The organism is Asticcacaulis sp. DW145, from assembly GCF_037101385.1.
Taxonomy (GTDB): Bacteria; Pseudomonadota; Alphaproteobacteria; order Caulobacterales; family Caulobacteraceae; genus Asticcacaulis; species Asticcacaulis currens.
Window position 1 is genome coordinate 1,449,870 of the sequence record NZ_AP029024.1, and the last position, 13,556, is coordinate 1,463,425.

Consider the following 13,556-nt stretch of genomic DNA (forward strand, 5'->3'; position numbering starts at 1 on the left):
GGATTACTTCTTCCTGATCTGCGTCAATCGGCGTTTGGTGGAGGCCGCCAGCGGGTGTTCGACGCGGACAGCGATATTATGGCCTTTGCGCCCCATCTTGCCATTGGTCAGCGGAATCGTACCGCACCTCAGCTCGATGGGAGAATCAGCCGTTGCATTGAGCACGATGGTCTCACCTACCTTCAAGTTCAAGACCTCAGACAGCGGCATCTGCTGTTCGTCGAGCACAGCGCGTACTTCCATCTGAGTCGTCCACAGTTCGGTGGCCAGGTGGCTTTCCCAGATATTATCGCGGCCGAACTTTTCGCCCATGAACTGCTGAAGCAGCATCTTGCGGATGGGTTCCAGCGTCGCATAGGGCAGCAGAAGCTCGACGCGGCCACCGCGGTCTTCCATGTCAATGCGCAGCTTGACCAGAATGGCGGCATTGGCCGGACGCGCAATGGCGGCAAAACGCGGATTGGTTTCCAGACGGTCCAGATTGAAATTGACCGGCGTCAGCGGTTCAAACGCCATCTTGGCGTCGTGCAGGATCACCTCGACCATGCGCTGGACCAGCACACGCTCGATCGTGGTGTAGGGACGGCCTTCGATACGCAGGGCCGCCGTGCCGCGACGCCCGCCCAGAAGCACGTCCACAATCGAATAGATCAGGTTGGAATCGACCGTCAGAAGCCCGTAATTATCCAGCTCTTCGGCACGGAACACGGCCAGAATGGCCGGAAGCGGGATCGAGTTGAGGTAGTCGCCGAAACGGATAGACGAAATATTATCCAGCGACACTTCGACGTTGTCGGAGGTGAAATTCCGTAAGGAGGTCGTCATCAGGCGCACAAGTCGGTCGAAGACGATTTCCAGCATCGGCAGGCGTTCATAGGACACCATCGCCGAATTGATGATGGCGCGGATGCCCGACCGCTCATTGTAGTCGTCGTCGCTGAGGTCAAAGCCCAGCAGGCTGTCGATTTCGTCCTGATTGAGGATGCGTTCGGCACCGGTGGGCGAGGCCATGCGCGAGTCGCCGCCGCCGCCGCCAACCATGGCCTCCCACTCGGCCGCCAGATCGCCCGCACCGCCGTCGCCGCCACCGCCGGAGGTCGCCGCCTCGGCCTCGGCGGCCAGCTCGGCCTCCCACTGGGCCATCAAGGCTTCCTGATCGACTTCCGCCATGAACTCCTGCTTCCCGACTCTTACCTGAAACCTGCTGTTACCCTGATTCAGGTAATCAGCATCTCTTCAATCAGCACCGCATTGATCTTGTGCGGGGCCAGCACCAGATTGACGCGGCGCAGGATCTCCAGCCGCAACTGATAACTGCCCTGCGATCCGGTCACATCCTCCGGGCGCAGTTCGCGCAAAAAGCCCTGAAGCACATCGTCGATGCGCGGCAGGCTCTCATTGAGCAGGTCCACCGTCTCCTGATCGGCCACCTCGAAGGTGAGCTTCAGCTTGAGATAGGTGGATTTGCCGTCGGTTGTCTGGATATTGGCCAGCGTGTCGGGCAGGGTGAAGTAGGTGATGCCGTCGGGCCCTTCGGCAATCACCGGCTGGGTCTTGGGATCGACCTTTTCACCGCCGCCGCCGTGGCCGCCCTTCTCTTCCTTCTTCTTGCCGTGGCCGTCATCCTTCTTCTTTTCCTCGCCATGGCCGCCCTTGGCCTCTTCGCCATGCGCACCGGCTTCGGCAGCCGGCTTGGGCTTCAGGAACAGGAAATAGGCCGCAGCTCCGCCTCCGCCCAGCAGCACCACGGCACCGCCGGCAATGGCGATCAGCATGATCGGCAGGCCTTTTTTCTTTGGGGCTTCGCCCTCTTCGCCTTCGGCACCGTCAACCGGCGGCGCCTCTTCCTTCTTGGGTTTCTCTTTCTTGGCCATTGCCCGCCCGACACCATGAGTCCATACAGGCTCTAAGCCTCTCAAAACATGGTTAACGAAGCGTTTGGAATTACGGTTTGCGCATTAACTTTTCGCGGGAGACCGATGGCTGACTATCTGGCGCAATCGACCTTGTGCCGGATAAAGGCAAAGATCGGAAAGATATCGGCGAATTGACCTCTGCCCGTGTCGATGAAAAGCTGTACGTCCTCCCCATCCCTCATAACGAGGGTTACAGCTCCATCGAAAAAATCGACCTTTGATCCTTGGTTACAGAGGACAGATATGATTTCCGAATAGGCAATTGGCCTGTCCGTTGCATGGACCCTGATGCCCAGTTGATCTATCGTAAATAGGGCCTCACCCGCTGTATTTCGATAAATTGCCGAAGGCGCTTCTTTATCAGCGCCTTCCACCAAGGCCAAACCTTCAACAAACCGGGTAAGCCTTCTAATTCCGGGCATCTCTTAGAGTTGGCGGCGCGTTTGGATAAAGTAGGTAATGCCCGTCCAGATTGAGGCCAGGGCGGCGAACCACAGGGCCAGATAGGCGATGGTGAAGAAGGGATCGTACCACAGAGGCAGCAGCTTTTCCAAACCAAAGGCGGCCCAGCTTTCGGTAATCAGCAAAGCCCCCAGCGACGTCATCTGAATGGCGGTCTTCCACTTCGACAGCAGGGTCACCGGCAGGGACAGGCTGCGCCCGGCGGTGGCTTCACGCAGGGATGAGACGGCGAATTCACGGAAAAGGATGATCGCGCCGGGCAGCACGAAGATGGGGTCGCCCGTGTGCATGGCGAACAGGCCCAGAAGCGTGCCGCAGACCAGAATCTTGTCCGCGATGGGATCGAGGATCGAGCCCCAGACCGAAACGGCATTCAGCCGACGCGCCAGATAGCCGTCGAAATAGTCGGTCGCGGCGGCCAGAACGAACAGATAGAAGGCCCAGCGTTGCAGCCCGAAGATCATGTCCGGCAAGACCGACACCATCGGAATGGCGTCAGCCGACACCGCCATCAGCACAAACATGGCAATCCCCAGCACCAGACGGGTGGCCGTCAGTATGTTGGGGATGGGGTTGACCTGTTCGTTCGTCATCACAGATACCTTGGGTTTTTATCGGCCTTGGCTTTTTACCGGCGCACTGTTTGGCACTTCTGACGCCAAATCTCAAAGGAAAAAGCCCGTCGGACGAAACCGCCGCGGGCCTTTTCCCTCCTGCGCCGTGCCTCAGGCACGAATCTGACGCACGAAACCGTCCACCTTGTCGCTCAGTTCGCGGGCGCGGCCCTGCAAGGCAACGCTTGCCCCGGCGACCTTCTGCGCCGTCAGGCCGGTGTTTTCCGCCGAGTCGGTGACGTTTTGCATATTGTCGGCGATTTCGCGCGCCCCGGCCGCCGTGGCGTGGATGGTATGCGAAATTTCCGCCGTCACCTGCGATTGCTGACCGACGGCCTCGGCGATGACGCCAGTGCCCGCCTCGATCTCGGCAATGGTGCGCAGGATGTCGTTCATCGCCTCAACCGACAACTGGGTTTCGGACTGAATGGCTCCGACCAGCGCCGAAATATCGCCCAGGGCCTTCGACACCTGATTGGACAGGGCCTTGACCTCAGAGGCCACCACCGCAAAGCCGCGGCCCGCCTCACCGGCGCGCGCCGCCTCGATGGTGGCGTTGAGCGACAGGAGGTTGATCTGACCGGCAATGGTGTTGATCAGCCCGACCACATCACCGATACGCCCCGACGATTCGCTCAGGCGTTGAATCACCGACTTGGCCGTATCGCCCTTGTCCGACGCCACGCGCACCACGGCGGCGGCGTGCTCGGCCTGTTCGCGGATGGCGGCGATGGAGGCCGTCAGTTCTTCGGCCGCGGCGGCCACCTGAGCCGAGTTGGAGGCGGCGTTCTGCGAAATGCCCGAAACGCGATGGGTGCGCGTCTTGGTGTCCTGCGCGATGTGAGTGACGTTATCGGCCTCGCCTTTCAGCAGGGCCGTGGCCGAGACCACCTCGCTAACCACCGTCGTCACCGAGGCTTCCAGTTCGTCGGCCAGGGCATTCAGCGTGCGGCGGCGTAGCTGGGCCGCGCGTTCGGCCTCGTGCGCCTCGGTTTCCTGACGCTGGCGCTCCATGTCGCTGATGCGCTGTGCCTGCTCGGCGGCGGCCTGCCGCGAGCGGGCCATGACCTGACGTGCCCGATAGACGCCGAGGCCGACCCCCGCCGCGCACAGGGCCGCCAGCCCCAGACCGATGACCAGAGCCAGACGGATGCGGTTGAGGCTGGCCTCATATTCTTTCAGCGTAATGTCCACCCCGACCATGCCGGCAAATTGGCCGGAGGCATTGGTATAGGGCGCATAGCCCGACAGAAAGGTGCCCCACTTGTCACTTACCGGTTCGCTTTCGGTGGCACCCTTGCGGTCGCGGAAGGCCTGATGCAGGGCGGGCGACGCATCGGCATATTCTTCCATTACGGCGGAAGGCTCGCCTTTGCTGCCGGTGGGCTGCACGTCCATGACGAAATAGATCTTACCGTCGCGCTCGACCATGGCGTAGATATAGGCCAGCCGCTTGTCGGCATTGACGAGCTTCTGAAAGGGCGCGGCGACCTTCTGATAATCAACCCCGGCCTTGTCCGTACCCGACTTGAAGGTCGCCAGGGTTTCCGTATCCAGCAGCACCGCCGCCTGATTGGACAGGCCAACAAGGTTGTCGCGGATCTCGGTCTTCATGCCGTGCTGCGCCGTCATATAGACCGCCAGCGACGCCACCAGCGCCACACCAAATACCAATGCGCCCGCCAGCACGCCGTCGCGCAGGGGCTTGATACCCTGAACCGTCATCTTCCGCCTCGTTCTGAAAAAAAACTAAGGAGCGTTTTACGACTCTAACGGTTAATTTGAGTAAATTTTGCGCCGCATATAAAAAAATTCATCCTTACACCAACGGCCGAAAAGGCTGACCGGCTCCGGCCGTTGAAAACTCGAGACTGTCTCATGTGTCTCGAAAAGATGAGACAGTCTCGAAAGGCATACCCAAGGGTCATTTTCAATACCTCTTGGGTATCAATCCAGCGTCACCCGGTAACGCTTGAGCGCGATAGAGCTGGCCACCGTGATGAAGATCAGCAGCGGCCAGATGTTGTGCCAGACGGCTGTTGCGTCGGCCCCCTTAAGCATGATGCCCCGCACGGCGCGCAGAAAGTGGGTCAGCGGAAAGACCGAACCAATCCACTGTGCCCAGTCGGGCATCCCACGGAAGGGAAACATAAATCCCGACAACAGGATCGACGGCAGGAAGAAGAAGAAGGTCATCTGCATGGCCTGCATCTGGGTGCGGGCAATGGTTGAGAAGGTGAACCCGACGGCCAGATTGGCGATGATAAACAGGCCGACACAGGCCAGAAGCAGCCATGGCGAGCCCAGAAACGGCACACCGAACACGAAGGTCGAAGCCAGCAACACGATACCGGTCTGGATCAGTCCCACCCCGACATAAGGGGTGATCTTGCCCACCATCACCTCCCACGGGCGCGCCGGCATGGCCAGAAGATTCTCCAGCGTGCCCCGCTCGCGCTCGCGCGTCATGGCCATGGAGGTAATCATGATCATGGTCATGGTCAGGATGACGCCCAGAAGCCCCGGCACGATATTGTACTGGGTGATGCCTTCGGGATTATAGCGGCGATGGACCACCACATCGACCAGAGGCGGTTGCCCTTGCAAGCTGGACCAGCCGCGCCCCAGACTTTCATTGAGAGCCCGCCGCACAATCTCGTTCATCTGCCCTACCGCCCCGGACGCGGCCGAAGGGTCAGAGGCGTCCGCCGACAGCAGCAGTTGGGGCCGGTCGCCGCGCAACAGGCCGCGCGTAAAGCCCGACGGCACCTCGACAACAAAGGCGACCTCGCCGTTTTGCAGCAGGCGATCGGCCTCCGCCGGGTCGAACACCTGCTGTTTGATGTCGAAATAGGTCGATTGGCGCATGGCGGCAACGATGGACCGCACGGTAGGGCTGGTTTCCTCCAGATAGACGGCGGTCGGCAGGTGGCGCGGATCGGAATTGATGGCAAAACCGAACAGGGTCAACTGGATGATCGGCACCATGATCATCATGCCGAAAGTCATGCGGTCACGCCGCATCTGGATAAATTCCTTGGCCAGTATGGCGAGGATGCGTTTCAGCGGGGCGATCATGATTTGTCTTCCGCCCCGTCCGCTTTTTCCGTGAGGAAAAGAGGACAAAACATGGAATAGAAAGGCGGAGCGGCAAACACAGGGTCTTTTTTCATGATTTATCCTCCGCCTGACTCATGAGATTGATGAAGACGTCCTCAAGGCTGGGGCGTTCGCGTCGCCACTGCGTGCCCGCCCCGCCTTCACTGGCGATCAGGGCGTCGAGTTTGGCGGCGTCGCTGTCGGACACGTGCAGGGCCGAGCCGAAATAGGCCACGTGTTCAGCCCCGTCGCGGCCACGCAGACGGTCGGCCAGCGCCCGTACACCGGGCCCTTCGGCCACCCATGTGTGCAAACCGCTCTCGTCGATGATGCGGCTGACCGGCCCCTGCGTCATCAACTGACCATAGGCGATATAGACGATCTCGTCGCAGCGCTCGGCCTCGTCCATGTAGTGGGTCGAAACCAGCACGGTCAGGCCTTCGGCGGCCAGCCGGTGAATCTGGTCCCAGAAGTCGCGGCGCGCCTGCGGATCGACGCCCGCCGTCGGCTCATCCAGCAGCAGCATGGCGGGGTTGTGCAGGGTGCAGGCGGCCAGCGCCAGCCTTTGCTTCCAGCCGCCCGAAAGCGTGCCGGCCAGTTGCTTCTGACGGCTGCTCAGGCCAAGCGTTTCCAGCGTCTGATCAACGACTTGTTTTATATTCTTCAACTCATAAAGCCGCGCCACGAACTCCAGATTCTCGCGGATCGACAGATCCTCCCAGAAGGAGAATTTCTGCGTCATATAGCCGACCTGTCGCTTGATCTGGCGGCTGTCGGCGATGAGGTCGTAGCCGAGGCAGGTGCCCTGTCCCGCATCGGGTTTAAGCAGGCCGCACAACATGCGGATCGTGGTGGTCTTGCCCGACCCGTTCGGCCCCAGAAAGCCCCAGACCTGCCCTTTGGGCATACGGATGGCGACATTATCGACCGCCACGCGATCGCCGAAGCGCTTGGTCAGGCCGTGCACGTCAATGGCAAGGTCGGTCATCCTTTATTCTCCCCGGTTTACGGAGGCGGTGTCAGTGCGCAGTCGCCCACAAAGGGGGGCGTATAGGCGCGGTTTGCCCCTCCCACCGCTTCGCGGTCCCCCCTCCCCGCTGCGCAGGGAGGGAGAAAGGCCCTTATCTCTTGTACCTCGCTGACTTACTGAAACTTGGGAATTGCCCGTCTTCATAAGGCCACATCCACCGGCTGACCGGCCTTGAGCGCGTTGGGTTTTTGCGGCGTCGCCTCGATTAGAAAGACCAGTTTCTTGCGCTCGCGCACCGAATAGATGACCGGCGGTGTGAACTCGGCCTCCGGCGACACGTAGCGCACCTTCGCCGTCTGCGCCTGACAGCCATCGCAGGATAGGCGGATCGACTGCCCGACCTTGATTTTAGGCAGATCGCCCTGCGGCACGTAAAAGCGCACAAATTCTCGCCCCTTGGGATAGACGCTCAGCACCGGCGTGCCCGCCGCGACAAATTCCCCGGCCTCGCGCAGACGCCGCTCGACCTGCCCGCTGAGGCGCGCATTCACCGCCCGTTCGTCCAGCACCCATTGCGCCTGAGCGGCCTCGGCCCCGGCGGCCTGCGCCTGTGCCTGAGCGGCGGCCAGTTGATCCGTGCGCGCCGCCTGACGCCGCGCCTCGATATTGCGCTCAATGGCAGCAACATTGGCCTCCGCCGCCTGCCGCGTCGCTTTCAACTGATCGAGTTTGGCCTGAGAGACATAGCCCTGCGGTGCCAGCCTGGCGTAGCGCGCCTCTTCGGAACGGGCGAGGTCGAGCGAAGCGCGCGCCTGATCGCGTTCTTTCAGCAGGGGCGCGATATCCACCTCGCGCGCGCCCTTGCTGAGGTCGCTCGCGGTCGCTTCGGCGGCCCGCCTCTGGCTCTCGGCGCCGCTCAAGGCCTGCTGTTGCTGCGTCGCATCGAGCGTAAACAGGGGCTGGCCTTCGCTGACCGCCGCCCCGTCATCGACATAGACCTGCGTCAGCCAGCCGGACTGCGGCGCGGCCACCGCCACCGACTGCGCCTCGACATAGCCCGTATAGTGCCCGGCCTCTTCGCGGGCACAGGCACTTAGCACTAGCGGCAGACACAAAAGCGCACAACGACGGCTCATGGCCTCACTCCTCTCAGAAACGTCTCGACATGGGCCTTCAGATAGGGGCGCGCCTTGACCGCCGGGGCGCTGATCTCACCGAAGGTGAAGTACCACAGGGCCGCCTTGACCATCGGGGCGATAAACAGATGGGCGTAGAGCTTCGCATCCCCCGCCCGCAGTTCGCCGCGGCCTATGGCGCGCCGGAACAGGTCTTCGAGCGCCCCCAGAACCGGCGTGATCACCTCTTCATGATAAAAGCGCGCCAGTTCAGGAAAGCGCGAGGCTTCGCGGACCAGCAGCTTGGGATAGAGGGGCACGGTACCGGCGTCGATCTTGCCGCCGATGAAGTGCGCCACCCGCTTCAACAGCCAGCCCACCGGGCCGTTATAATGGTTGAGCACAAACAGGATGCGTCCGACGCGCGGCAGCACGTCGCGCCGCAACAGGGCCTCGAACAGTGCTTCCTTGGTGGGGAAATAGAGATAGACCGTGCCTTTGGACACGCCCGCCGCCGCCGCCACATCGTCCATGCGCGTATCGGCATAGCCGTGACGGCTGAACAGGTCGTGCGCCGCCTGCAACAGGGCGTCACGGCGGACATCGGGCGACAGGCGCACTCTTTTTTTGGGCAGAAGGTCGGGCATGGGCGTTACTGACTGACTGGTCAGTACTTAATATCACGGCGTTCGCGCTTCGACAACCGCGACAGATTGACATGTAATACAAACCTGACATTTTTTCTTCATGTCAGGTTGACATTACATTTTTGCGATGTAAGCTACACCTTACATCCGGCCAGATGTCCTTTTATCTGCCTCAAGGACGACACCCATGACTCTGAAAAACCCTGCCACCGAATACACGATCCACATGATGGTCTGGATGGCGCTCTATGCCGGCCTGCTCATCGGCGCGATTCTGTATATCAAGGCCAATCACCCGACCGGTCCGCTGCTGTATGGACTGGCCGTGCTGCCCGCCCTGCCCATTGGCGGCACCATCTTCACGGCCCTGCGTTTTCTGGATCGGGTCGATGAATATTTCCGCCTTCTTCTGAGCAAGCGGTTCATCGTTGCCACCGGACTGACCCTGTTTATCTGCACAGCTATTGGCTTTGTCGAAAACTTCGCTGAATTAGAGATCATGCCGCTCTACCTCGTCTATGCCCTGTTCTGGGCCTGCTACGGCGTCACCTGCGCCTTCATCCGCACCGTGAAATGAAAAACCGTCTGAAAGAATTGCGCACCGAGGCCGGTCTGACCCAGGCCGATCTGGCCGCCCGCCTCACCGTCTCACGGCAGGCCGTTATCGCCATCGAGTCCGACAAACATGATCCGTCGCTCGATCTGGCCTATCGCATCGCCGCCATTTTCGACCTTGCCGTCGAAGCGATTTTTGAAAATCCGCACCGCCTGAACACAGGCGAATAAGGCTCAGATTTACAAAGGAAAACACCATGTTCAAACGCAGCCCCTGCGCGCGTTCGCGCCCCGGCCTTGTCTTCTGGCTGACCATCGCCTTCGCCATTGTTATCGCCTGCGCGTCGGGCGTGAAGGCCGCCACCCCTTTCCCTGATGCCCCCACGGCGCGTTTTTCGGTTGAGGTGGTGGGCACGGGCCCCGACCTGATCCTTATCCCCGGCCTCAACTGCTCCCGCGAGGTGTGGGAGGCCACGGCCGAACGCCTCAAAGGTCGCTATCGCCTGCACCTGCTGCACATCGCAGGCTTTGCCGGTGAGCCCGCCGCCGGCAATGCCGAGGGCCCGGTCATCACCCCGTCCGTCGAGGCGCTGAACGCCTATATCGTGCAAAACAAGCTGAAAGACCCCATCGTGGTGGGTCATTCGCTGGGCGGGCTGATGGGGCTCAAGCTGGCCACAAGCCACCCGCAGGCCCTGTCGAAGCTGGTCGTCGTCGATGCCCTGCCCTTTATCGGCGTGCTGTTCAACCCGGTCGCCACGGTCGATACGATCGCCCCGCAGGCCGCCCGGATGCGCGACGCCATGCGGAACGTCGATGACGCCACCTATAAGGCGCAGCAGGACGCCGCCCGCGCCGCTCTGGCGGCGGCTACCACCGACGCCGAACGCAACCCACGCCGCATCGCCCTGTGGACGGCACTGAGCGACCGCCGCGTCTCGGCTCAGGCCTTCTATGACGACATGACCCTGGATCTGCGTCCTGAGCTTACGAAGATCACGGCTCCGGTGACGGTCCTTGTCCCGCACCACGCCTCCATGCCGTTTACGGCTCCGCAGACCTACGGCTTTTACGAGCAGCAATATAAGGGCACGCCCAAGCTCCGCATCGTCGGCATCGAAGACAGTCGCCACTTCATCATGTACGATCAGCCGCAGGCCTTTGCCGAGGCGCTGGAAGCGGCGCTGCAAAAATAGAACAGGCACAACGCCTTGTAGTTGAAAATTTTTTCAAGACGGATGGCCGCTTGCGAAGCTGTCCGTTTTCGTTTAGCGTTTGTGCTTGCAATTGTGACACTCATGATTGATTGGCCCAAGGTCCGGGCTGGCTCTATTTGCCTTCGGGGGGAGGAATCCAGATGAAAAAGCACCTGTTTGCGGCGGCTGCGCTCGCCGTCCTGAGCGTTTGCGCGCTGTCTCCGGCCGTCGTCCCGGTCGCGGCCAAGGCCGAAACGATCAAATCCTTCGTCAAGATCGACAAGCCCGCCGAAGGCGCGCCGCTTCTGATCGTCACCCCCGAAGTCAGCCTGTCCCTTCTGACCGCCGGCGGCGTTCAGGAGCCGCGTTCGGACTGGTCGAAGGCGGCGCAGGGGCACCTGTCGGCCGCCTTGACCGCCGCTCTCAAAGCCAAAAAATACGCCGTCAGCGAAGTGGCGCTCGATACCTACGAAGACCCGCGCGCCCTTCAGATGCTGAAGCTGAACGACGAGGTGGTGTCGGCCATCGCCTGGCAGCAGTTACCCATGCTGCGCCTGCCGACCAAGACCACATTCGACTGGACGCTGGGCACCGGGGCGCGCACGCTGGTCCCCGCCGCAATGGCGGATAAGGCACCGCGCTATGCCCTGTTCCTGAATTGTAAAGGCAGCTATCAAAGCTCGGCCAAGGCGGCGCTGAACGTCGGCATGGCGCTTCTGGGCGGGCCGATGCAGTTCGGCGGTCAGGGCCTTCAGTCCACACTGGTCGATCTCGATACCGGTCAGATCGTGTGGTATCAGTTCAACATGGTGGCCTCTGGCACCGACATCCGCGAAGCCGAAGGGGCGACGGCGGCGGTCGAAAAACTGTTCAAGGACCTGCCGCTCTGATGCGCCGCGCGCTCACAGCTCTCACGGGCGCGCTGCTGATGACGGCCGCGCAACCGGTCGTGGCCGCCGACAAATATCCGGAGCGCCAGCCGGGCCAGACGCCTGTGGCCGGAACGCTGGAATTTTCCATCTGGGAAGAGACCAAAAAAGCCGAACGCGACGCCCGCACTTCCGGGGAACGCAATCATGATGAAGCGCTCAATGCCTATGTGCGCAGCGTGCTGGACCGGGTGGCCGGAGATTACAAAGGCGACCTGCGCCTCTATGTGATGGATCGCCCCTTCTTCAACGCGTCCATGGCCCCCAATGGCTATACCGAGGTGTGGAGCGGCCTTCTGCTGCGGGCCCAGACCGAGGATGAGGTGGCCTTCGTTCTGGGGCACGAATTTGCCCATTACCGTCACAACCATTCGACGGCAGCGTTTGAGACGGTCAAATCGAACCAGAACGCCGCCGCCGCTGCCGGCATGGTCATCGCCATCATTGGGGCCGGAGCCGCCGCCAATGCGGGCAGCTATTCGGCGGCCCGCGACATATCGAACCTGACGGGCGGGCTGATCGACGCGGTTTATCTGGGGGCCATCGCCTCCTACTTCGCCTATTCGCGCGACAATGAGAGCGAGGCCGACCGCTTCGGCAATAGCTATGCGCTGAAGGCCGGTTACGATCCCTATGCCTCGGTGCGCATCTGGACCTATCTGATCGACGAGACCAAGGCGTCGGACTATGAGCGCACGCGCAAACGCGGCGGACGCATCAATGTCTTCGGCTCGCACCCGCTGGAAAGCGAGCGCGTCGATGCCCTCAGCCAGCAGGCCGAAGGGTTCAAAGTCAAGGGCGACTCCGATGAGGTGCAAAAAGAGAAGCGCGCCGCCTATCGCACCCACATCCGCCCCTATCTCGGGCGCTGGCTGAAAGACGATCTGCGCCGTCAGGACTACGGCCAGACCCTGTTCCTGATCGGTGAACTCCAGCAGGACGGCCTCGATCGCGGCCTGCTCACCTTCTATGCCGGTGAGGCCTATCGCCTGCGGGCCAAGGACAATCTCGGCTCTCAGGACCTGCTGGCCGCCGCCAATGCCTATAGCGACGCCGCCGCCCTGCCCGACGCGCCGCGGGAAACCCGCCGGCAACTGGGTGAGGTCTATCGCCGCATGGGCCGCACGCAGGAAGCCATCGCGGCTTACGAAACCTATCTCAGGACCTATCCTCAGGCGGAAGACGCCTGGATGGTCGAAGACCTGCTTAACGGCCTGAAGACGGCGCCTGCACCCGCAGCCCCGCCGCCTGCACCTGCCAAGAACTGATTTATCGGGGGACACTCATGCGTAAATTCACCGCTCTGAAAACCATCGCTGCCGCCACGCTTGCGGCCGCGCTTCTGGCCGGTTGTGGCGGCGCGACCCTGGCCCCCAAGGGGGCTCTGGCCGTCGGAACGGGATACAGCGTAAGCCTCAGCCGCGACTGGTCCGACATCTCGCCGCTCTATTACAGCCGCGCCAAGAAGGTCAAAATCCTGTCGATCGACGGGCCGGGCCTCAATCGCCTGTTTGTCTCCGAAGGGCTGAGCGCTGCCGACCCGCTGATGGTCCACCCGACCAAGGGCGACAACAAAAACGCCCCTGCTCCGCGCGGCAAGGCCAATATGTCCTATTCGGAACAGATCGAGTTTGTCACCAACTCGCTGGCTGCCCTCGATTATCAGAAGGTCGAGGCTTCGGCACCCAAACCGGTCGATCTGAACGGTCAGCGCGCCGTGCGTTTCGACATTACCGCCAAGACCTCGGAAGGCCTGCTGCTGCGCGGCGTGGCGCAGGCCGCCTCCAAGGGCGGCCTTGGCTACTACATTGTCTATATCGCCCCGGCCGAACACTATTACGACGCCAGTCTGAAAGACGTGCTGGCGACGATGGACAGCGCCAAACTGCCGTAACGTGCCTTCTCATACCTCCCCGCCTGAGGCCGGGAGGTAGAGTTCGCAAGCTGCGACGAAAAACCACATAAAGCCTAGGGGCAAACCGGCGTAAGAGCAGACCGTACCGCTTCAGGACGCTGCTCATGCCCGACACCGCATTTCCCCCCCCGTCTTTTG

General features: G+C 61.6%; 14 protein-coding genes. 6 read left to right on the top strand and 8 right to left on the bottom strand.

The window, feature by feature from the left end:
• Positions 1-3: 3 nt before the first annotated feature.
• From fliM to AACH73_RS06700, 8 genes are all read right to left on the bottom strand, one after another.
• The gene (fliM, locus tag AACH73_RS06665) at positions 4-1,170 is read right to left on the bottom strand and encodes a flagellar motor switch protein FliM (protein ID WP_272742171.1); all 1,167 of its coding nucleotides are present in this window, start codon (positions 1,168-1,170) and stop codon (positions 4-6) included.
• A gap of 47 nt (positions 1,171-1,217) precedes the next feature.
• Positions 1,218-1,874 carry a flagellar basal body-associated FliL family protein gene (locus AACH73_RS06670; protein WP_272742172.1) on the bottom strand — a complete coding sequence of 219 codons (657 nt, stop codon included), beginning with the start codon at positions 1,872-1,874 and terminating at the stop codon, positions 1,218-1,220.
• Positions 1,875-2,341: 467 nt separating this feature from the next.
• Positions 2,342-2,971: a CDP-diacylglycerol--glycerol-3-phosphate 3-phosphatidyltransferase gene (gene pgsA / locus AACH73_RS06675; RefSeq protein ID WP_338734374.1), complete on the bottom strand. Its 630-nt coding sequence runs from the start codon at positions 2,969-2,971 to the stop codon at positions 2,342-2,344.
• 132 nt (positions 2,972-3,103) lie between these two features.
• Positions 3,104-4,717: a methyl-accepting chemotaxis protein gene (locus AACH73_RS06680; RefSeq protein ID WP_338734375.1), complete on the bottom strand. Its 1,614-nt coding sequence runs from the start codon at positions 4,715-4,717 to the stop codon at positions 3,104-3,106.
• A gap of 222 nt (positions 4,718-4,939) precedes the next feature.
• Complete coding sequence (locus tag AACH73_RS06685; RefSeq protein ID WP_338734377.1) at positions 4,940-6,070, bottom strand: ABC transporter permease; 1,131 nt, start codon at positions 6,068-6,070, stop codon at positions 4,940-4,942.
• Positions 6,071-6,161: 91 nt separating this feature from the next.
• The gene (locus AACH73_RS06690) at positions 6,162-7,079 is read right to left on the bottom strand and encodes an ABC transporter ATP-binding protein (RefSeq protein WP_338734379.1); all 918 of its coding nucleotides are present in this window, start codon (positions 7,077-7,079) and stop codon (positions 6,162-6,164) included.
• A 182-nt stretch (positions 7,080-7,261) separates the two neighbouring features.
• On the bottom strand, positions 7,262-8,197 hold the full coding sequence (locus AACH73_RS06695) for an HlyD family efflux transporter periplasmic adaptor subunit (RefSeq protein WP_338734380.1): 936 nt from the start codon (positions 8,195-8,197) through the stop codon (positions 7,262-7,264).
• Positions 8,194-8,823 carry a TetR/AcrR family transcriptional regulator gene (locus AACH73_RS06700; protein ID WP_338734381.1) on the bottom strand — a complete coding sequence of 210 codons (630 nt, stop codon included), beginning with the start codon at positions 8,821-8,823 and terminating at the stop codon, positions 8,194-8,196. The genes AACH73_RS06695 and AACH73_RS06700 overlap by 4 nt, the downstream gene beginning before the upstream one ends.
• A 187-nt stretch (positions 8,824-9,010) precedes the next feature.
• Between AACH73_RS06700 and AACH73_RS06705 the strand changes: the two genes are divergently transcribed.
• From AACH73_RS06705 to AACH73_RS06730, 6 genes are all read left to right on the top strand, one after another.
• Entirely contained in the window at positions 9,011-9,400 is a 390-nt protein-coding gene (locus AACH73_RS06705) for a hypothetical protein (protein WP_272742179.1), read from the top strand.
• Positions 9,397-9,609, top strand: coding sequence for a helix-turn-helix transcriptional regulator (locus AACH73_RS06710; RefSeq protein WP_272742180.1), 213 nt, complete (start codon positions 9,397-9,399; stop codon positions 9,607-9,609). Before AACH73_RS06705 ends, AACH73_RS06710 begins: the two co-directional genes overlap by 4 nt.
• A gap of 26 nt (positions 9,610-9,635) precedes the next feature.
• Entirely contained in the window at positions 9,636-10,574 is a 939-nt protein-coding gene (locus tag AACH73_RS06715) for an alpha/beta hydrolase (protein ID WP_338734382.1), read from the top strand.
• A gap of 161 nt (positions 10,575-10,735) precedes the next feature.
• Positions 10,736-11,464, top strand: a complete 729-nt coding sequence (locus AACH73_RS06720) for a hypothetical protein (RefSeq protein WP_338734384.1) — start codon at positions 10,736-10,738, stop codon at positions 11,462-11,464.
• The gene (locus AACH73_RS06725) at positions 11,464-12,771 is read left to right on the top strand and encodes a M48 family metalloprotease (RefSeq protein WP_338734386.1); all 1,308 of its coding nucleotides are present in this window, start codon (positions 11,464-11,466) and stop codon (positions 12,769-12,771) included. The genes AACH73_RS06720 and AACH73_RS06725 overlap by 1 nt, the downstream gene beginning before the upstream one ends.
• Positions 12,772-12,788: 17 nt before the next feature.
• Positions 12,789-13,397, top strand: a complete 609-nt coding sequence (locus AACH73_RS06730) for a hypothetical protein (protein WP_272742184.1) — start codon at positions 12,789-12,791, stop codon at positions 13,395-13,397.
• Positions 13,398-13,556: the final 159 nt, after the last annotated feature.

What these genes read in the sequence shown, in the direction of transcription:
- AACH73_RS06725 (WP_338734386.1), top strand. Translation starts at nt 11,464, where the DNA reads ATGCGCCGCGCGCTCACAGCTCTCACGGGCGCGCTGCTGATGACGGCC.
- AACH73_RS06730 (WP_272742184.1), top strand. Translation starts at nt 12,789, where the DNA reads ATGCGTAAATTCACCGCTCTGAAAACCATCGCTGCCGCCACGCTTGCG.
- AACH73_RS06670 (WP_272742172.1), bottom strand. Translation starts at nt 1,874, where the DNA reads ATGGCCAAGAAAGAGAAACCCAAGAAGGAAGAGGCGCCGCCGGTTGAC.
- AACH73_RS06695 (WP_338734380.1), bottom strand. Translation starts at nt 8,197, where the DNA reads ATGAGCCGTCGTTGTGCGCTTTTGTGTCTGCCGCTAGTGCTAAGTGCC.
- AACH73_RS06715 (WP_338734382.1), top strand. Translation starts at nt 9,636, where the DNA reads ATGTTCAAACGCAGCCCCTGCGCGCGTTCGCGCCCCGGCCTTGTCTTC.
- AACH73_RS06685 (WP_338734377.1), bottom strand. Translation starts at nt 6,070, where the DNA reads ATGATCGCCCCGCTGAAACGCATCCTCGCCATACTGGCCAAGGAATTT.
- AACH73_RS06705 (WP_272742179.1), top strand. Translation starts at nt 9,011, where the DNA reads ATGACTCTGAAAAACCCTGCCACCGAATACACGATCCACATGATGGTC.
- AACH73_RS06720 (WP_338734384.1), top strand. Translation starts at nt 10,736, where the DNA reads ATGAAAAAGCACCTGTTTGCGGCGGCTGCGCTCGCCGTCCTGAGCGTT.
- AACH73_RS06680 (WP_338734375.1), bottom strand. Translation starts at nt 4,717, where the DNA reads ATGACGGTTCAGGGTATCAAGCCCCTGCGCGACGGCGTGCTGGCGGGC.
- AACH73_RS06690 (WP_338734379.1), bottom strand. Translation starts at nt 7,079, where the DNA reads ATGACCGACCTTGCCATTGACGTGCACGGCCTGACCAAGCGCTTCGGC.
- pgsA (WP_338734374.1), bottom strand. Translation starts at nt 2,971, where the DNA reads ATGACGAACGAACAGGTCAACCCCATCCCCAACATACTGACGGCCACC.
- AACH73_RS06700 (WP_338734381.1), bottom strand. Translation starts at nt 8,823, where the DNA reads ATGCCCGACCTTCTGCCCAAAAAAAGAGTGCGCCTGTCGCCCGATGTC.
- fliM (WP_272742171.1), bottom strand. Translation starts at nt 1,170, where the DNA reads ATGGCGGAAGTCGATCAGGAAGCCTTGATGGCCCAGTGGGAGGCCGAG.
- AACH73_RS06710 (WP_272742180.1), top strand. Translation starts at nt 9,397, where the DNA reads ATGAAAAACCGTCTGAAAGAATTGCGCACCGAGGCCGGTCTGACCCAG.